At 72.5% G+C, this 17,830-nt stretch carries 22 protein-coding genes; 10 read left to right on the top strand and 12 right to left on the bottom strand.

Annotated elements, in window-relative coordinates; all coding sequences use genetic code 11:
- Positions 1-66: 66 nt before the first annotated feature.
- Positions 67-471, top strand: coding sequence for a YjbQ family protein (locus L615_RS22230; RefSeq protein ID WP_028655271.1), 405 nt, complete (start codon positions 67-69; stop codon positions 469-471).
- On the opposite strand, the gene L615_RS22225 is transcribed toward L615_RS22230, so the two are convergent.
- From L615_RS22225 to L615_RS22205, 5 genes are all read right to left on the bottom strand, one after another.
- Positions 452-814, bottom strand: coding sequence for a GntR family transcriptional regulator (locus L615_RS22225; RefSeq protein ID WP_028655270.1), 363 nt, complete (start codon positions 812-814; stop codon positions 452-454). The two genes, L615_RS22230 and L615_RS22225, sit on opposite strands and share 20 nt — an antisense overlap.
- Entirely contained in the window at positions 811-1,059 is a 249-nt protein-coding gene (locus L615_RS22220) for a hypothetical protein (RefSeq protein WP_145726500.1), read from the bottom strand. The genes L615_RS22225 and L615_RS22220 overlap by 4 nt, the downstream gene beginning before the upstream one ends.
- A complete protein-coding gene (locus L615_RS22215; RefSeq protein WP_145726499.1) occupies positions 975-1,715 on the bottom strand; it encodes a hypothetical protein in 741 nt (246 codons plus the stop codon). The genes L615_RS22220 and L615_RS22215 overlap by 85 nt, the downstream gene beginning before the upstream one ends.
- A 75-nt stretch (positions 1,716-1,790) precedes the next feature.
- Positions 1,791-2,693, bottom strand: coding sequence for an SGNH/GDSL hydrolase family protein (locus L615_RS22210; RefSeq protein WP_051485657.1), 903 nt, complete (start codon positions 2,691-2,693; stop codon positions 1,791-1,793).
- Entirely contained in the window at positions 2,690-3,880 is a 1,191-nt protein-coding gene (locus tag L615_RS22205) for a CdaR family transcriptional regulator (RefSeq protein ID WP_145726498.1), read from the bottom strand. Before L615_RS22205 ends, L615_RS22210 begins: the two co-directional genes overlap by 4 nt.
- Positions 3,881-3,975: 95 nt before the next feature.
- Here L615_RS22205 and L615_RS22200 point away from each other — a divergent pair, with 95 nt between their 5' ends.
- From L615_RS22200 to L615_RS23645, 4 genes are all read left to right on the top strand, one after another.
- Positions 3,976-5,118: a ferredoxin reductase gene (locus L615_RS22200; RefSeq protein ID WP_145726497.1), complete on the top strand. Its 1,143-nt coding sequence runs from the start codon at positions 3,976-3,978 to the stop codon at positions 5,116-5,118.
- Positions 5,119-5,145: 27 nt separating this feature from the next.
- Positions 5,146-6,381 (top strand): acyl-CoA desaturase, encoded by a 1,236-nt coding sequence (locus tag L615_RS22195; RefSeq protein WP_028655266.1) that lies wholly within the window; start codon positions 5,146-5,148, stop codon positions 6,379-6,381.
- Positions 6,382-6,502: 121 nt separating this feature from the next.
- Entirely contained in the window at positions 6,503-7,297 is a 795-nt protein-coding gene (locus tag L615_RS22190) for a crotonase/enoyl-CoA hydratase family protein (RefSeq protein WP_028655265.1), read from the top strand.
- A gap of 129 nt (positions 7,298-7,426) precedes the next feature.
- A complete protein-coding gene (locus L615_RS23645; RefSeq protein WP_186449983.1) occupies positions 7,427-7,579 on the top strand; it encodes a hypothetical protein in 153 nt (50 codons plus the stop codon).
- Positions 7,580-7,807: 228 nt separating this feature from the next.
- On the opposite strand, the gene L615_RS23640 is transcribed toward L615_RS23645, so the two are convergent.
- The 6 genes from L615_RS23640 to L615_RS22165 all read right to left on the bottom strand — a co-directional run bounded on the left by L615_RS23640 (position 7,808) and on the right by L615_RS22165 (position 14,365).
- Positions 7,808-7,951, bottom strand: coding sequence for a hypothetical protein (locus L615_RS23640; RefSeq protein WP_186449982.1), 144 nt, complete (start codon positions 7,949-7,951; stop codon positions 7,808-7,810).
- Positions 7,952-7,984: 33 nt separating this feature from the next.
- Positions 7,985-9,787, bottom strand: coding sequence for a hypothetical protein (locus tag L615_RS22185; RefSeq protein ID WP_145726496.1), 1,803 nt, complete (start codon positions 9,785-9,787; stop codon positions 7,985-7,987).
- A gap of 240 nt (positions 9,788-10,027) precedes the next feature.
- Entirely contained in the window at positions 10,028-10,957 is a 930-nt protein-coding gene (locus L615_RS22180) for an oxidoreductase (RefSeq protein WP_145726495.1), read from the bottom strand.
- Positions 10,958-10,965: 8 nt separating this feature from the next.
- Positions 10,966-11,781 (bottom strand): maleylpyruvate isomerase family mycothiol-dependent enzyme, encoded by an 816-nt coding sequence (locus tag L615_RS22175; RefSeq protein ID WP_145726494.1) that lies wholly within the window; start codon positions 11,779-11,781, stop codon positions 10,966-10,968.
- Positions 11,782-11,835: 54 nt separating this feature from the next.
- Positions 11,836-12,393, bottom strand: a complete 558-nt coding sequence (locus L615_RS22170) for a hypothetical protein (RefSeq protein WP_145726493.1) — start codon at positions 12,391-12,393, stop codon at positions 11,836-11,838.
- Between the two features lie 109 nt (positions 12,394-12,502).
- Complete coding sequence (locus L615_RS22165) at positions 12,503-14,365, bottom strand: acyl-CoA dehydrogenase (RefSeq protein WP_028655260.1); 1,863 nt, start codon at positions 14,363-14,365, stop codon at positions 12,503-12,505.
- A 253-nt stretch (positions 14,366-14,618) separates the two neighbouring features.
- On the opposite strand from L615_RS22165, the gene L615_RS22160 reads away from it, so the two are divergent.
- The 4 genes from L615_RS22160 (at position 14,619) to L615_RS22150 (ending at position 16,798) form a co-directional block, all read left to right on the top strand.
- Entirely contained in the window at positions 14,619-15,077 is a 459-nt protein-coding gene (locus L615_RS22160) for an Rrf2 family transcriptional regulator (RefSeq protein WP_028655259.1), read from the top strand.
- A gap of 533 nt (positions 15,078-15,610) precedes the next feature.
- Positions 15,611-15,763, top strand: a complete 153-nt coding sequence (locus tag L615_RS23635) for a hypothetical protein (RefSeq protein ID WP_157514841.1) — start codon at positions 15,611-15,613, stop codon at positions 15,761-15,763.
- A 56-nt stretch (positions 15,764-15,819) separates the two neighbouring features.
- Positions 15,820-16,275 (top strand): nuclear transport factor 2 family protein, encoded by a 456-nt coding sequence (locus L615_RS22155; RefSeq protein ID WP_145726492.1) that lies wholly within the window; start codon positions 15,820-15,822, stop codon positions 16,273-16,275.
- Positions 16,276-16,303: 28 nt separating this feature from the next.
- Positions 16,304-16,798: an FBP domain-containing protein gene (locus L615_RS22150; RefSeq protein ID WP_222430663.1), complete on the top strand. Its 495-nt coding sequence runs from the start codon at positions 16,304-16,306 to the stop codon at positions 16,796-16,798.
- A gap of 17 nt (positions 16,799-16,815) precedes the next feature.
- Here the strand turns inward: L615_RS22150 and L615_RS22145 are convergent, their stop codons facing one another.
- Positions 16,816-17,445 carry a DUF2461 domain-containing protein gene (locus tag L615_RS22145; protein WP_145726491.1) on the bottom strand — a complete coding sequence of 210 codons (630 nt, stop codon included), beginning with the start codon at positions 17,443-17,445 and terminating at the stop codon, positions 16,816-16,818.
- 59 nt (positions 17,446-17,504) lie between these two features.
- Between L615_RS22145 and L615_RS22140 the strand changes: the two genes are divergently transcribed.
- Positions 17,505-17,732 carry a hypothetical protein gene (locus L615_RS22140; protein WP_028655254.1) on the top strand — a complete coding sequence of 76 codons (228 nt, stop codon included), beginning with the start codon at positions 17,505-17,507 and terminating at the stop codon, positions 17,730-17,732.
- Positions 17,733-17,830: the final 98 nt, after the last annotated feature.

Here is a 17,830-nt window from a genome sequence, read left to right as displayed (position 1 = left end):
CCCGCCCCGCCGGCCCGCCCCGCCGTCGTGCCCGGCCCGTCATGCCCGGCCCGTCATGATGGCCGGATGGACAGCGAGACCCGCACCTACCGCACGGGCGACCGCGAGGTCGTCCTCGACCTGACCCGCGACTGCGCGGCGTTCGCCTCCGGCCGCGGCGACGGGATCCTGCACCTGTTCGTGCCGCACGCGACCGCCGGGCTGGCGATCCTGGAGACCGGCGCCGGCAGCGACGACGACCTGCTCTCCGCGCTCGGCGACCTGCTGCCCGCCGACGACCGGTGGCGGCACCGCCACGGCTCCCCCGGGCACGGCCGCTCCCACGTCATGCCGGCCCTGGTCCCGCCGTACGCCACCGTCCCGGTCCTCGAGGGTCGGCTCGCCCTCGGCACGTGGCAGAGCATCTGCCTGGTCGACCTCAACGTCGACAACGACGAGCGCGAGGTGCGGTTCAGCTTCCTCGCCGACTGATCCCCAGCACCCCGGCGACCACCTCGAGCGCGGCACGGTCGGAGAGGCCGAGCGCGCGGGCCCGCTCGACGTACGCCAGCGCGGCCTCGCGGGCCGCCCGCTCGACGCCCGAGCCGGTGACGAAGCTGCCGGCCCGGCCGCGGGTCTCGATCAGCCCGGCCGCCTCGAGCTCGCGGTAGGCGCGGGCGACGGTGTTGACTGCGAGGCCGAGGTCCTTCGCCAGCCTCCGCACGGTGGGCAGCCGGTCGCCGGCGCCCAGCTCGCCGGCCTCGACCAGCGCCGCGAGCTGCGAGCGGACCTGCTCGTACGGCGGAGTGACGGACCGCGGGTCGAGGACGATCACGGCGTCCCGCCGGTCCCGCCCGTCCCGCCGGTCCCGCCCGTCCCGCCGGTGCCGGCCGTCCCGACGGTGCCGGCCGGCTCGCCGACCCGGACCCGCACGGCCGGGCCGAGGTCGGGCCAGAGCCGGCGGCGGAAGGTGTGCTCGCCGCGACGCAGCATGATCACCGCGCCGACGGACAGGGCCCAGCCGAAGAGCAGCCAGGTGGCGTCGAGGTCGAGCAGCGCGGCGGCCTCGAGCCCGAGCACGAAGCCGGCGCTGAGCTGGAACCACAGCGCCCCGGACAGCTGGCGCGCCCGCCAGGCGTCGTGCAGGTACAGCTGGCCGGTGTCCGCGGACGGCTGCGGCCGGCGGACCACGGCGCCGCGACCCCGAGGACCGCCATGGCGGCACCGAGGCCGACGACCAGCCACACCGCCTCGACGTCGGGCACGTCGCGACGCACCGCCTCGATCCCGGCGACGAGGCAGCCGAGCGCCAGCACCGGGCTCGCGACGAGGACGACCAGGCCCACCGGGGGCAGGTAGTCGGCCAGCCGCACGGCCCGCACCCGCGCCACCACGGGCGAGCCGGGCTCGGGCGCGAGGTCCTGCCCGGCGCGCCACAGCCTCAGTGCACCGACGGTGGCGGCGAGGGCCGGCACCGCCACCCACACGGCCACGCCGGGCTCGACGAGGAGGCGGGCGGCGGCGTAACCCACCAGGCCGGCGAGGGTCGCGAGGCCCAGCAACCGCCGGTCGACGCGATGGGCCTGCTCGACCAGGCCCGCGTGCGTCTCCTCGACGGCGAGGAGGTACTCGTCGGCGAACTGCCGCGCGGAGGCGCCGGGCGCCGGCCCGCCCGCGAGCAGCAGGGCGGCCACCGCCGCGACGGCGACGAGCGCGAGCACCTCGGCCGGATCCATCCGGATATGCTACACAAGTCCCGTTTGTCGCAACACGATCCCTGAGACAAACCGGCGCGCGGGCCGGCGGCGAGGTCAGCCCTGCCGGGCGACCAGGTCCTCGAGCAGGCCGGCGACGGCCTCCTGCTCCTCGGCGTAGGGGTGGTACGGCGTCGCCGCCTTCGCCGGCTCGAACCCGGCGATCCACGGCTCGTCGGCACAGATGTCGTGGCCCTCCGTGGCGGCCCACACGTCGACGTACTCCGCGCCCGACTCGGTCGCCGCCCGCGCCTGCGCCTGCACGAACGCCTCGATCACGCCGCGCCCGAAGGGGTAGTCGCCCTCGGCGAGCGGGAGCTCGGGACAGGTGCCCTCGGCCGGGAAGATCTGCGGGTAGCCGACCACGACGACCCGCGCGTCCGGGGCGCGCTCGAGGACGGCGTCGACGGTCTCGACGATCCCCTCGACGACGCCGTCGAAGACCGTGGGCAGCACGTCGTCGTTCTGCTGGGCCAGGTCGGAGCAGGGGGCCCCGTCGGGGTCGGCGAGCGCGAGCTGCGCGCACCGGATGACCAGGTTGCCGTAGACCGAGCCGTTGTTGGCCCCGATGCTGATGGTGACCAGCGCGGTGTCCTCGGTGACGGCCTCGACCTGTGGTGGCAGGCGGTCGGTGCCGGCGACCTGCGGCTGGGTGGTCATGTTGGGCGTCTTCGCACCGCCGCAGCTGACGTCGACCAGGTCGAGGTCCAGCGCCTCGGCCAGCAGGTGCGGGTAGTTGCGGTCGGTCTGCTGGCAGGCGGGCGGCCCGGTCGGCTCCCCGACCGCGGGCGCCGAGGTGTAGGAGTCGCCCAGCGCGACGTACCTGTCGCCGGCGACGACCGGCTTGCGGCTCGGGGTCGCGTCGGGGTCGGCCTTCCGCGCAGACTGGCACCCCGCGAGCGCGGCGACGAGCGCAGGCAGCACTGCCAGCGGCACCAGCCGCACGGCCCACGACCTCATCCGGACTCCTCCTCCACACCGAGCGCAAGGGTCAGCGCGAGGACCGTATCGGGATCCTCCAAACGCTCCCCGTAGAGGTCGCGCAGCTGGGTCATGCGGTAGCGGATGGTCTGCGGGTGCACGAAGAGGGCGGCGGCCACGTCGTCACGGCGGCCCTGGTGGAGCAGCCAGGCGCGCAGGGTCTCCCGCAGCTTCGCGGCGGTGGAGGGACGCAGGTCGGCCAGCGGGGACAGCACGACGGCGCGCAGGTCGTCCAGCGCCTGCTGGTCTGCGGTCAGCACCAGCAGCGGCAGGTGCCGCTCGGTGTCGCCCGTGAGGCCGAGCGCCTGGGCGCGCAGGACGCGCTCGTAGGACTCGCGCACGTCCAGCCACGGCCGCGGCGGGCCGACGAGCGCGTCGCGCCCCTGCACGGCCCGCAGCAGCGGCACCCGGGCGCGGTCGTGGGCGTCGGGCACCATCAGCAACGCGTGGCCGTCCAGGTCGGGCAGGTCGGTGGTGAGCAGCGTGCCGCGGCGCAGCACGCCCTGCAGGGTGCCGGCCTGCGCCTCCGGGACGAGGACGGCGGTCAGCGTGGTCGGGGGCGACCACTCGGCCCGCTCGGCCGACGCGAGCACGGTGGCCTCCGGAGCGCCGGTGAGCAGGTGCCGGGCGAGGCGCTCGACCATGCGCTGCCGGATCCGCCCCTCGGCGGCGGACTCGTCGCGGTGGCCGGCGACGCTCGCGGCCGACAGCTCGTCGATGTAGGCGAACACCAGCTCGGCAAAGGAGGCCATCGTGGCCGGGTCGATGCCCTGCTGCACGGCCTTCGCGGACAGGTGCTGCCACGACACCCGGGCGCCGATCCGGTACGCCGAGAGCAGGGCGTCCGTCGTCCGGCCGCTGCGGACCTCGCCCCGCCCCAGCTCGTAGGCGCCGTCGACGGCGGAGGCCCGCGGGGCGAGCGCGTCGGGGCCGCGGCGGTCGCTGATCAGGGAGAGGAAGCCGCCGAGGGCGACCTGCACCGCTCCGCGGATGGTCTCGCCCATCGGGCCGCTGAACGCGTCCTCGTAGGGTGGCACCTCACGGATGATCTGGTCGACGACGTCGTCGGCGACCGTCGCCAGGTCGCTGCGGATCGCGGCCACCGTCTCCGGGGGCAGCAGGACGCTCCGGTCGGCACGCGGCCGGCGCAGGGATCGACGCGGCATGGATCCGCCTTCTTCACTCCTGGCGAACAAAAACCGTCGGCAGATTCACCGACTGTGGTCATGAGTTTAGCGGCCGGAGTTGCGAGTGTGGTGGAGTGAGTTCCACAACCGCCGGCCCTCGTTCGGCTGCCCGCACCGGGCGCCTCCCGAACCGCCTGCGCAGCCTGCTCGACGCAGCGGTCACCCCGCTGACGGTCGACGACCTGCTCGACCACTTCGCCCCGCTCCGCCCCGGCGCCGCGTCCGGCCTCAAGGGCCGCATCGAGGCCGTCGAGGCCGAGACCGCCGACGCCGCCACGATCGTCATCAAGCCCGGCCGCGACTGGGCCGGGCACATCCCCGGCCAGTACGTCCGGGTCGGGATCGACGTCGACGGCGTGCGCCTGTGGCGCACCTACTCCCTGACCCACGGCCCGCGCCCCGACGGCCGGATCTCGATCACCGTCAAGGCGATCCCCGGCGGGGCGGTCTCGCAGTACCTCGTCCACCAGGCCCGGGTCGGCCAGATGCTCCACCTCGCCCAGGCCGAGGGCGACTTCGTCCTCGCCCCGCCGCGTGCCGAGAAGCAGAAGCTGCTGATGGTGACGGCGGGCTCGGGCATCACCCCGGTCATCGGGATGCTGCGCAACCTCTACTCCCGCAACGAGTCGGTCGCCCGCGCGGCGTACGACATCGTGCTGGTCCACTCGGCGATGAAGCGCGACGAGGTGATCTTCGGAGCCGAGCTGCGCGCCCACGCCGAGGCCGGCCGGCTGCGCCTCGTCGAGCGGCACACCGACACCGACGGGCTGCTCACCACCGACGACCTCGAGGCCGAGGTCCCCGACCTGGCCGAGCGCACGGCGTACGCCTGCGGCCCGGCCGGGCTGCTCGACACCCTGGAGGCGTTCTACGACGAGCGCCGCCTCACCCTGCACACCGAGCGTTTCCGCCCGACGGTCGTCGACGTCGACGCCGAGGGCGGGACGGTCACCTTCACCGGGCCGTCCGGCGCCACCGTCGAGGCCGAGGGGTCGATGCCGATCCTCGACGCGGCGGAGTCGGCCGGCGTGCTGATGCCGAGCGGGTGCCGGATGGGCATCTGCATGGGCTGCGTGCTGCCGATGACCTCCGGCGCCGTGCGCGACCTGCGCAACGGCGAGCTCACCGTCGCCGTCCCGGGCGAGACCGACCCGGGCGGCGTGAAGATCCAGACGTGTATCAGCGCCGCTGCCGGCGACTGCCAGATCGACCACTGAACCTCACGAGACCTCCAGGACTGACACATGACCACTGTGACCAACAAGGTCGACAACCCGATCGCGCACCTCACCCCCGAGGACATCGAGGCCATCGGCGCCGAGCTCGACGCCATCCGCCAGGAGGTGCTCGACGCCCGCGGCGAGAAGGACGCGGCGTACATCCGCAAGATGGTGGACGTCCAGCGCAAGCTCGAGCTCGGCTCCCGCGCCGTGCTGCTCGCCAGCGTCTTCCCGCCCGCGTGGGTGCTCGGCACCGCCGGCCTCGCGGTGGCCAAGATCCTCGAGAACATGGAGATCGGCCACAACGTCATGCACGGCCAGTGGGACTGGATGCGTGACCCGAAGATCCACTCGACCACGTGGGAGTGGGACAACGCCTCCACCGCCGACGGCTGGAAGCACTCGCACAACGAGGTCCACCACACCTACACGAACATCGTCGGCAAGGACAACGACCTCGGCTACGGCATCATGCGCGTCGACGAGGAGCAGCGCTGGTACCCCGCCTACCTCGCACAGCCGCTGTGGAACTTCATCAACGCCTGCTTCTTCGAGTACGGCATCGCGGCGTACGACCTCGAGCTGGGCCGCAACCTGCGCCTGCCGAAGGAGAAGCGCAGCGAGGAGTTCAAGCGGAACCTCAAGGCGACGCTGAAGAAGGTCCGCAAGCAGGCGACGAAGGACTACGTCGTCAACCCGGTCCTCGCCGCGCCGACCGGTTCATTCCTGCCGGCCCTGGCCGCGAACTTCACCGCGAACCTGATCCGCAACCTGTGGTCGCACTCGGTCATCATGTGCGGCCACTTCCCCGAGGGCGTCGAGACCTTCGAGCTCAAGTCGATCCCCGAGAAGGAGACGCGGGGCGAGTGGTACCTGCGCCAGATGCTCGGCTCGGCGAACATCTCCGGCTCGAAGCTGATGCACATCATGACCGGCAACCTGTCGCACCAGATCGAGCACCACCTCTTCCCCGACCTGCCCAGCAGCCGGTACGCCGAGGTGGCGCCGAAGGTGAAGGCGCTGTTCGAGAAGTACGACCTCAACTACCACGAGGCGCCGCTGCCGCAGCAGGTCTACAGCGCCTGGCACCGGGTGGTCCGCCTGTCCTTCCCGAACGGGTGGCTCGCCACGACCAACGCGAAGAACCTGCCCAGCCAGCTCAAGCTGCTGTTCGCGATGGCCACCGCCGACAAGCGCAAGCGTCGCGTCATGCAGCGCCTGCTCGAGGGCGAGGCGCGCAAGCTGGCCCAGGCCGCCTGAGCGCAACCCACCAGACACCGGACGAGCCGCGGGCCTGAGCCCGCGGCTCGTGTGGCGTCCGGGGGCGGGCGCCTTGGGGCACAGGGACGACACGCAGGTTACCGACCGGTAGCATGGCGCCATGAGCACCGTGACCTGCACGATCACCGACGGCATCGCCCACGTCCGGCTGTCCCGGCCGGACAAGCTCAACGCGATCACCCTCGAGATGCTGGAGGAGCTCGTCGCGACCGCCCGGCGCCTGCGCAAGGACCGCACCCTGCGCGCCGTGGTCATCAGCGGCGACGGGGACGCCTTCTGCGCCGGCCTCGACTTCGCCTCGGTGCTGCGCAAGCCCAGCGGCATCGCGAAGGCGTTCGTCCCGAACCCGCTGCGTGGCACGAACCTCTTCCAGGAGGCGCCGTGGGCGTTCCGCCGGATCCCGGTGCCGGTCATCGCGGCCGTGCACGGGCACTGCCTCGGCGGCGGCCTCCAGATCGCTCTCGCGGCCGACTTCCGCGTCGCGACCCCCGACTCACGCTGGTCGGTGCTCGAGGGCAAGTGGGGCCTGATCCCGGACATGTCGGGGATCCAGGCCCTCAAGGAGCTGGTCGGCATCGATCAGGCCAAGCTCCTCACGATGACCGCCGACGTCTTCGACGGCACCCGCGCCCACGAGCTCGGCCTCGTGACCCGCGTCGACAACGACCCGCTCACCGGCGCGCTCCAGATCGCCAACGAGATCTCCCGCAAGTCGCCCGACGCCGTCGCCGCGGCCAAGCGCCTCTTCAACGACACCTGGACGGCCTCGCCCCGTCGTACGTTCGCCCGCGAGCGGGTCGAGCAGCTCTTCCTGCTGGCCGCCCGCAACACCCGGGCGGCCCGCGAGGCGGCGTTCAAGAAGGCCGAGGCGGTGTACGGCCCCCGCGGCCGCTGACGCCCGACCCGCCCTGCTCCGACGTCGTCCGGGAAATCCGCTGAGGATTTCTCGGACGATGTCGTATTCCGCCGATCTCCTACGTGGTCCTAGTGAGAGCCACCCGAGACCGCCGAAGGAGACAGGGCGATGTGGACCGACACCACCCAGCAGCAGCAACACCTCAGCCACGACCTGCCGTGCCCCGCGTGCGGCCACGCCGTGCACACCTACCTGGCCTGCAGCGACAGCTGCGACTGCGCACCGACCGTCCTGCCGGGTGGCATGCCGGTCGCGGCGTGACATCCCCGGACCCGTGACCACGCGCCCGGGGACCCGCGACCGGGCGCCCCGGTCCCGTCGCGTCGGGATATTCCCGGGCCAAAAGCACCCTGGACCGGCGTGTCGCGGTGCTCTTGACCCGGGACTACCGCGACGGCGTCCACCAGCTGTCCACAGGGCGCCGTACGGGCGCACGTCATCCACAGGCGTCGGGGCAGCCGACGGCCGGGAGTGCGACCGATGGCCGGGTCAGAAGAGCATCGCGGAGCCGAGCACGGCGGCGACCAGGAGCAGCACGACGAGGCCGGCCCAGATGCGGTTCTGGATGCGCCGCGGCATGGCCGGCGGTCCGGCCGGTGCCGAGTGGATGGCCTGCTGGTCGAAGAACGACATCGTCATTCCCTTTCGTCCCGAGATGACCTCAGGCTAGGGCGTGCCGCTCTCCGGCCGACGGTGCGTCCGGTCGTCGGGCGCGTCGCTACCCGGCTCGCCGGCGGGCTCGCTGCGGCGCAGCACCGCGGCGAAGACCGCGGCCCACGCCGCGAGCGAGTAGAGCATCCACAGCGCCGGCACGGTGAGGGCGTCGACGGCGGTGCGCCAGCCGCGCTGCCGCACCAGCAGCAGCCCGACCACCACGGTGATCGTGCCGACGACGAGCACCAGGCCACCGAGCGAGACCCAGACGACGTGGTTGACCAGCGTGTCCTCGGCGAGCGGGCTGCGTGCCATCACCACGACCGTGCCGCCGAGCACGACCGGGTAGCTGAGCAGCAGCGCGATCGCCGACAGCCGGGCGGCGATCGCGGRGGCGGACATGCGGGGACCGGTATTGCTGCCTCGCAGCAAGGCGTGCACCCGCGCGGCGACCTCGAGGACGTCGCGGGCGAAGGCCTCGGCCTGCTGGTCCCACCAGCTGCGGTTGAGCCGGATCGAGGCGTGCTGCGAGCTGGAGTCCAGCGTGCCGATCCGCGGGGGCCGCTCGGCCGTGCCCCGCTGGGCGGAGCCGGGCAGCAGGGCCGCGAAGCCGCCGTACCTGCGCAGCAGGCGCATGTTGCAGTGCACCTCGGTGACGTCGGTCGAGCCGTGCCCGGAGAGGCCGTTGAGCAGCACCGCCTCGTCGGCTGCGGCGATCCGCTCCAGGCCGATGGGCGACCGTCCCCCGCGGCGCGCCACCCGCAGGCCGAGGTAGGGCTGGGCCGGCCGGTCCTCGGCGAGCCGCGCGGCGAGGTCGGCCTCGAAGGTCGCGACCGCACGCCGCAGCTGGTCGGCGTCCGGGCGGTCGTCCTGCCGGAACGCGACGACGTAACGGCCCCGGGCGAGCGCGAGGGCGTGGTCGCAGGCGGGTACGACGTCCGCGAAGTCCTGCGACGGCACGCGGGCGACCCGCACCCAGCTGCGCGGCGCGCTCTCGCGCAGCGCCGCGATGGTCTCCTCGTCGTCGCGGTCGACGACGAGGATCGCGTCGGTGCGCTCGCGCGGGTAGTCGACGGCCTCGAAGTTCCGCAGGAGGCGCTCGAGGCCGGGCGCACCGCCGCCAAGCAGCAGGATGACGGAGTAGAGCGGCAGCGCGGCGTCATCGATGCGCTCGTCCGGGACCTCCTGCGGGGCCTCGTCGGGCTCGGCGAGCAGCACGTAGCCGCTCAGCGCCTGGATGAGGCCGCCGACGAGGAAGAGCACCGACGCGACGAGGAGCGGCACCGCGAGGGCGCCGACGGGCAGCGTCAGGGCGCCCATCACGACGATCCCGGCGCTGACGATGGCGAGCCCGACGTGGATCGGGTGGACGTGGTGCGGCGAGGGCCGGCCGGCGACGTCCTGCCGGGCGACCCGCACGTCGAGCACCAGGCGGTCGAGGTCGTCGCGCGTGCAGGAGACGAACTCGACGTGGCGCGCGGGGAAGTACTCCAGCACCTCGGCGACGAGGTCCTCGGACGGCGGCACGGACGAGGCGACGACGAGGTCGCCGTCCGGGGTCAGCTCGCAGGCGACCCAGCCGAGCTCGATGGTCCGCTCGACGTCGACCTCGACCAGCAGCAGGGGTGGCGGCGGCTCGGCGACGAGGTCGCGCAGGTTGGCCCGCCAGGCCCGCGTCAGCGCGTCGTAGAACGCCTCGGGCGTCAGCGCCCCGACCCGGACCAGGTGCTCACCCAGGTACCCGCCGCTGCGGCGTTGCTGCTCCAGCGCATGCGCAGCCTCGTCCTCGCCGACGAGCCCCTCGTCGACGAGCAATTGGACTATCCCCACCACTACCTGGCCCCCGAACCCCGGCAGTCCGGCAGCCCCACGCTGGCCGTCCTGCACCGGGCAACAGGGTAGGAGATCCGTCCGACCCGACGAAGGGCGACGAAAATTCCTTTACCAAAAGCCGGGTTACGGCGGGACGCTCCTGCAGGCCGGCCCGGGACCGCAGGAGAAGGTCCTGCTGCCCGTCGCGGCACCGACCGCCGCCACCGCCGCAGGTCGGGGGCGTCAGGGGTACTGCAGGTCGACGGTCTCCTCGCTGATCTCCCACAGCGTCCGCGCGGCGCGCTCGTTGCGCGCCAGGCGGCTGCGGCCGACCGTGCGGGGACGTCCGGCCATCTCGCCCGGCCCGCCGGGGCCGACGTAGGTGTTGCCGGGCAGGTCGGCGGTGGCGGCCATCAGGGTGGGCCAGGCGCCGGCCGCCGCGGACTGCGAGACGGCGCGCACGCCGGCGTCCACGATGGACGCGACGCCGCCGGACGAGCGGCCGTACTGCCCGTTCGCGGCCAGGTGCGTGCCTGCGAAGCCCGGGTGGGCGGCCAGCGCCCGCACCGGCAGGTCCGCGGCCCGCAGCCGGCGCTCGAGCTCGGCGGTGAAGTAGAGGTTGGCCAGCTTCGTCTGCCCGTAGACCAGCCAGCGGTGGTAGCGGCCGAGCTGCTCGCGCGGGTCGCCCAGCGGCGCCCTGCCGGCCAGCGAGTGGAACCGCGACGACACCGTCACCACCCGGCCGTCGCCGCTCTGCACCAGCTGCGGCAGCAGCAGGCCGGTGAGCAGGAACGGCCCGAAGTGGTTGGTCGCCATCTGCAGCTCGAGGCCGTCCGCGGTGCGGGAGTACGGCGGCGCCATGACTCCCGCGTTGTTGACGAGCACGTCGATCGGCCCGATCTGCGCGGCCGCCTCCGCCGCGGCGCGCACCGAGGCGAGGCTGGCCAGGTCCAGGTGCAGGGCCTCCAGGGCGGCGTCGGGCACCTCGGCGCGGATCGTCGCGACGGTCTCCTCGACCTTGGCCGGGTTGCGACCGGCGAGCACGACGCGCGCCCCACGACGGGTGAGCTCGAGCGCGGTGTGGTGGCCGAGCCCGCCGACGGTCGGCCCGGTCACGACGACCGTGCGGCCGCTCTGGTCGGGAAGGTCGGCGACGTCCCACTTCTCGGGCATCAGGCTCCTCAGGGGGTGGTGGCCAGGTGGTCGACGATGCGCTGCCCGAGGTCGGCGTCGCCGCTGATCCGCACGGCGTCCGCCCCGGGCGTGCGGCGGCCACCGGCGAGGAGGATGAACGTCTCGCGGTCCATGTCCAGCCGCACCGCCGGCTCGTCCGGGACGGCTGGCAGCGGGCGTCCGCGACCGTCCTCGCCGACCTCGACCGCGACCGGGGCACTGCCCTCGACGGCCAGCACGGCCGTCGTACCGGCCGGCGGGGAGACGCGCTTGCCGAGGACGTAGCCGAAGGTCTCGACGAGGTAGTCCGCGGTGTGCTGGGCGCCGGGCGTGTCGAGCCCGCCGGGGCGGCCGATCGCGCGGCGGATGTCCTGCTCGTGCATCCACACGTCGAGGGGACGGTTGCGCAGCAGGGTGCGCATGTTCCAGCCGATCGCACCGAAGACGCCGGGCGCCGGCGCGGCGCCGTCGGTGGGCGGGTCGGCAGTGAGCGCCGCGTGCCGCTCGGCGGTGCGCTGGCGGATCTCCTCGACGATCGCGGCCGGCTCGGTGTCGCGGCGGGTGACGACGCCGATCTCGGTGAACTGGCCCATCGGGCTGGTCACGTGCGGAGGGTCGCCGATGTCGGCCTCCTCGTGGGGGCCGCCGGCGAGCAGCGACTCGAGGTGCGCGGTGTGCGCGGCGATCGCCTTGACGTCCCACCCGGGCAGGTCGGTGGGCCGGGACCAGTCATCGGGACCGAGCCCGTCGAGGAGCCGGACGAAGTCCTGCACCGAGCTCCACCACGCGTCGACGTACCCCGCCAGCAGCTCCGCATCGCTCACGCGCCCGATGCTAGTGGGCCCAGCCTCGCGCGACGGGCGTCCCACGGTGCGGGCTCACCGGGCCGACACCCTGATCCGGTCGTGGCCGGGGGCGATCCGGTCGTAGCCGCTGCAGCGGAGCAGCTTGGTGGCGCCGTGGTTGATGGTGGCCCCGCTCGAGCAGGTCACCTCACCGACCTCCACGCCGGCCGCGGTGACGAACGCGAAGTCGAGGAAGACGTACTCCGATGCTCCGTCCTCGCGGTCGTTGTGCCCCTCCAGGCCGGTGATCGTGTGCTGGTCGCGTGGGTTCAGCTCGAGGCGCCAGCCGGGCTGGTACTCGATCCCGTCGATCTCGAAGCCCTCCCCCTCCCCGACCGTCAGGGGGTTGTCCCGCCCGCCGGGCCGCTCGGGGTCCCAGTCGGCGAGCGCGTCGCTGATGTTCTCGCCGATGTCCCTGCCGATGACCACGAGCGCGGTGATGACACCGGCGCACAGGAGCAGCACGACGATCGCGACGCCGCCGACGGCCAGGGCGATCGTCCGACCGCTCCCGCTGGACGGCGGCGGGGCGGCCCACGGCTGGTGCGGGTGCGGCTGCGGGGGGGGCTCCGGGTACGGCGGCTGCGTCACGCCACGCCTCCTACCCCGCTGCGCACCTGACCAGTCACGGTCGCGCGAGAACGACGACGGCCGCCCCGGGTGAGCGGGGCGGCCGTCGTACGAGCGGGGCGTCAGCGGATCAGAACGCCGCCTCGTCGAGCTCCATGACGTCCAGGCTGGCGTCCTGGGCGATCTTCAGCTCAGCCGAGATCCGCGGCAGGTTGAGCTGTGCGAACCACTGGGCGGCGGCGACCTTGCCCTCGTAGAAGGCCTTGTCGGCGGTGTCGCCGGAGAGCTTCTCGAGCGCGACCTCGGCGCCACGGAGCAGCAGCCAGGCGCAGACCACGTCACCAAGCGCCATCAGCAGGCGGGTGGTGTTGAGGCCGACCTTGTAGATGTTCTTGATCTCGTCCTGGGCGGACATGAGGTCGTTGATCATCAGGCCGACCATCGCCTCGGCGTCGGCGAGGGCGGTCGCGAGCAGCTCGCGCTCGTTCTTGAGCCGGCCGTTGCCCGCACCGGACTCGATGAACGCCTTGATCTCGCCGGCGAGGTGGCCCAGCGCCTTGCCCTGGTCCTTGACGATCTTGCGGAAGAAGAAGTCCTGGCCCTGGATCGCGGTGGTGCCCTCGTAGAGGGTGTCGATCTTGGCGTCGCGGACGTACTGCTCGATCGGGTACTCCTGCAGGAAGCCCGAGCCACCGAAGGTCTGCAGCGACTCGGTGCCCAGCAGCACCCACGACCGCTCCGAGCCGTAGCCCTTGACGATCGGGAGGAGCAGGTCGTTGACGGCCTCGGCCAGCTCGTCCTTCTCGCCGGCGGCCTTCGCGATCTGGACCTTGTCCTGCCACGTGGAGGTGTAGACGACCAGCGAGCGCATCGCCTCGGCGAACGACTTCTGGGTCATCAGCGAGCGGCGCACGTCGGGGTGGTGCGTGATGGTGACGCGCGGCGCGGTCTTGTCCGACGCCTGGGTCAGGTCGGCGCCCTGGACCCGCTCCTTGGCGTACTCGAGCGCGTTGAGGTAGCCGGTCGAGAGGGTCGCGATGGCCTTCGTGCCGACCATCATGCGGGCGTTCTCGATGACGTCGAACATCTGGCGGATGCCGTCGTGGACCTCGCCGAGGAGCCAGCCGCGGGCCGGCTCSCCGCCACCGACCTGCGGGTCGCCGAAGGTGACCTCGCAGGTGTTGGAGATCTTGAGGCCCATCTTGTGCTCGACGTTGGTGACGTAGACGCCGTTGCGCTCGCCGGTCAGCTCACCGGACTCGACGTCGAAGTGGTACTTCGGGACGAGGAAGAGCGAGAGGCCCTTGGTGCCCGGGCCACCGACGCCCTCGACGCCCTTCGGGCGGGCGAGGACGAGGTGGACGATGTTCTCCTGCAGGTCCGACTCGGCGCTGGTGATGAAGCGCTTGACGCCGGAGATGTTCCAGGTGCCGTCCTCGTTCGGGGTGGCGAAGGTCTTGCCCGCACCCACGTCGGAGCCCGCGTCGGGCTCGGTGAGGACCATGGTGGCGCCCCACTGGCGCTCGACCATGTGCTTGGCGATCTTGATGTCGCGCTCGACGCCGTTGGCGTTCTTGAACACGACCGAGCCCATGAACGGGCCGGTGCAGTACATCCAGATCGGGGCGTGCGCGCCGAGGATCATCTCGCCGGTGGTCCACACCAGCGACGGCGGAGCGGTGGTGCCGCCGATCTCCTCCGGGACGCCGAGGCTCCAGAAGCCGGCCTCCATCCAGGTGTCGTACGACTTCTTGAACGACGCCGGGACCGGCGCGGTGTTGGTCGCGGGGTCGAACACCGGCGGGTTGCGGTCGGCGTCGACGAAGGAGGCCGCGAGGTCCTCGCGGGCGATCCGCTCGACCTCGGCGAGGATGTCGCGCGCGGTGTCGGCGTCCATCTCCTCGTAGATGCCGGTTCCGAGGTACTCCTGCACGTTGAAGAGCTCGAAGAGGTTGAACTCGATGTCGCGCAGGTTGCTCTTGTAGTGGCTCACTGTTCCCACCGTTCCAGGTTCGACAGAACTTGATCTGTTAGCTGCGATCTGTTGGCTGCTACTCGCCAGTAACTTACATGATACGGGGGGTGCTAACAGGCGGCAAGCAGATGCCGGGAACGAATGGCTCACACGGCTGCGCCGTACGCCGTCGGGCACCGGCTCCGCCCGGCCCGGACCTGACGCGGCCTGCAAACGCCAGCGGAACGACTTGGTCGAGCGATTCGATCGACCTATCTGAGAGACTGGCCCCATGCGCGTCTCCGCCAAGTCCGACTACGCACTGCGCGCCCTCATCGCGATGACCGGGCGCTCCGACGGCCGCGCCATCAGCGCCGAGGAGCTCGGCCGCCTCCAGGACATCCCGCACGGCTTCCTCCAGGCGATCCTCGCCGACCTCCGCCGCGCCGGGATCGTGATGTCGCAGCGCGGCCAGTCCGGCGGCTGGCGCATGGCCCGCACCGCGGACAGCGTCTCCGTCGCCGACGTGATCCGCGCCGTCGACGGCCCCCTCGTCTCCGTCTACGGCCTCCGCCCCGAGGCGGTCAACTACAACGACGACGCCGAGGTCCTCCAGCACGTCTGGATCGCCGCCCGCCGCGCCCTGCGCGAGGTCTTCGAGGACGTCAGCATCCAGCAGCTCGCCGACGGCCAGCTCCCCGAGACCGTGACCAGCCGGACCGCGGACGAGGACGCCTGGGCCCCGCACTAGCCCTGATGGCGCGAGCGCGTCGCCTGTCGTGCTCGCCGCACGGACCTCGCTGGCGCTCGGCCCGCGGGCGTCGCACGACGCGCCTTCGGCGCGGGCGCCGCGCTGCCGCGCCGCGGTTGCCTCCGGCGGATGGCTGGGTTGGTCTGGCGGCAAGACGGGCGTAGGTGGCCCGAGCGCGACTCCCGGTGGTTGAGGTGCGAGGCGCCCCGGCGCCGAGCCTCGAAACCTCCGGGCCCTTCTGCCGGCCTCGACCGGCGACAGTCCGCCGGCGAGGCCCGAGTGGGCGGTACTTGTTGGCCGCCTCTGGGACTTGTTGGCCGCTGCAGCAGCCACCAACCTCGGGAATCGCCGCCCAGGCGGTGATTCCCGGCCGCAGGAACGGTCAGAGCAGCCACCCGGGACCCGGTCACGACTTCGGGCCCACCCCTCAACCCCCGCCCCCATCCTCCGATCGGACAGCCAACGGCCACGGTCCCCCGCGGGACCACCCGCGCAGGACGCGCGGGGGCCACGTCGCCAGGGAGGGTGACACCGTGGCACTGCTGCGCCGTGCGCTCGTCGCGGTCGCGCTGGGACTCGCGTTCGGCGTGCCGTCCGCCTTCACCCGCTTCTCCGACGCGCCCGTGCAGCAGGCGTGCCCCTCCGCCGGCGACATGACGATCTCCGCTGGTTGCAGGCACCACTGACCACGCCGCAGACCCGGACCTAGAACATGTTCTAGATTCGTCCTACGCTGGCGCCCATGATCACCTCCGACGCCATCGTCTGGAACGCGCCGACCGACCCGCACCCCGCCCGTACGGCCTCGCAGCGCTCGTACTCGGCCGTGGCCAAGGGCGACCTCGCCGAGTGGCTGACCGTGTACGCCGAGGACGCGGTCCTCGAGGACCCGGTCGGTCCGTCGATGTTCGACCCCGAGGGCAAGGGCCACCGCGGGCACGAGGGCATCTCGGCGTTCTGGGAGAAGGCGATCGCCCCCATCGCGACGTTCGAGTTCCAGATCAACGACTCGTTCGCCAACCCGGGCAGCAACACGTGCGCCAACATCGGCCGGATCAAGACGTCCTTCCCGGACGGCTCGCACACGACGACCGACCTGATCATGGTCTACGTCGTGGACGACGAGGGCCGCGTGACGTCGATGAAGGCGTACTGGGAGCCGGATCGCACGATGGCGAGCTTCACCGCCGCAGGCTGAAAATCGGTGGCGCGGGTTCGTACAGTGGATGCACGTGAGCCCCCTGACTGAGCAACAGATCCGCGCCTCCTTCATCAACTGCTCGAAGGGTGAGGCCAAGCGGTTGAACGTCCCCCGCGAGCTGGCGGCCCAGCCGTGGGACGACCTCGACTTCCTGGGCTGGCGCGACCCGCAGTCGCGCACCCGCGCCTACCTCGTCGCCGAGGTGGACGGCGCCCCGGTCGGCGTGGTGCTGCGCGCGACCGACAACGCGGGCGGGGTGCCGCGCAAGAACCTCTGCACCCTGTGCCTCACCCCGCACTCCGCCGGCGGCGTCGCCCTGCTGGTGGCGTCCCGGGCCGGCAAGGCCGGGGCGAACGGCGACTCCGTCGGCACCTACGTGTGCGCCGACCTGCAGTGCTCGCTCTACACCCGCGGCAAGAAGGTCAGCGACCAGGGCAAGCTCCCGGAGTCGCTGACGCAGGAGCAGAAGGTGGCGCGGCTCAACGAGAACCTCGCGACCTTCCTGCGTCGCGTCGGCTGAGCCCGGTCCCGTCCGGGTCAGGACGTCGCGGCCTCGATCCAGTTGACCAGCGGGCGCAGCCGGCGCCAGTCCTCGCGGACCCGGTCGAGCAGCTCGGCGGTGTGCACGAACGGCTCGAAGCCGTAGGAACGCATCCCGAGCACGGTCTTCATCCGCAGCAGGTCGATGCGCGGGTGATCCTTCTCGTAGCCGCGCGGCGCGGTCTTCAGCCGCTCCCCCGCGACCTCGAAGCCGCCCTTCTCCAGGTCGCGCAGGATGCGCTGCAGCCGCTTGCCGGCCTTGTCGTCGGCCATCGCCTCGCGCAGCGCAGCGAGCCGCTCGCCGCTGGCCTCGTAGATGCCGCCACCGACCCGCACCCCCGGCGCCGCCACCTCGACGTACCACCCGGTCGCCGGCGCGACTCCGACGAACGCGCCCTGGTGGGTCTTGTACGGCGTCTTGTCCTTCGCGAAGCGCACGTCACGGTAGGGCCGGAACACCTTCGCCGGCCCGAACTCCTGCGCCAGGGCCTCGGTCAGCGCCACCATCGGCGCCCGCACCTGCTCGGCGTACACCTGCTTGCGTGCCTCCCAGAACGACTTCGTGTTGTCGACCTCGAGGTCGTCGTAGAAGTCGAGGGCGGCGACGGGGAAACCGGTGAACTCCACGTCGAGAGGGTACGGCGGCGGCCGCTACGCTCCGCAGGGAGACCGACGAGGGAGGAACCATGCCCACGACCCGCTGGAACGAGCTCGACCCGAGCACCCGCAAGGCGATCATGGTCGCCGGCGCCGTGGACGGCGTCCTGCGCACCCTCGCCCTGCGCGACCTCAAGCGTCGTACGCCGGCCCAGGTGCGCGGCTCCCGCAAGGCCTGGGGCGTCGCCCTCTCGCTGGTCAGCTCCGGCGGGATCCTGCCGGTGGTCTACTTCGTGAAGGGTCGGCGCTCGGCCTGATCTCGCTCGGGGCTGGTCGCGCGGGGTCGGTCCCGCGGGGTGACTCAGGTCTGCTGCGGCACCTGGCTCTGCTTCGTGGTGATTCTCGGCGGCCGCGC

It is taken from the genome of Nocardioides sp. J9 (assembly GCF_007829375.1).
Lineage (GTDB): Bacteria > Actinomycetota > Actinomycetes > Propionibacteriales > Nocardioidaceae > Nocardioides.
The sequence above is the reverse complement of the archived record's forward strand: the minus strand, read 5'-3'. Positions and strand labels throughout refer to the sequence as shown.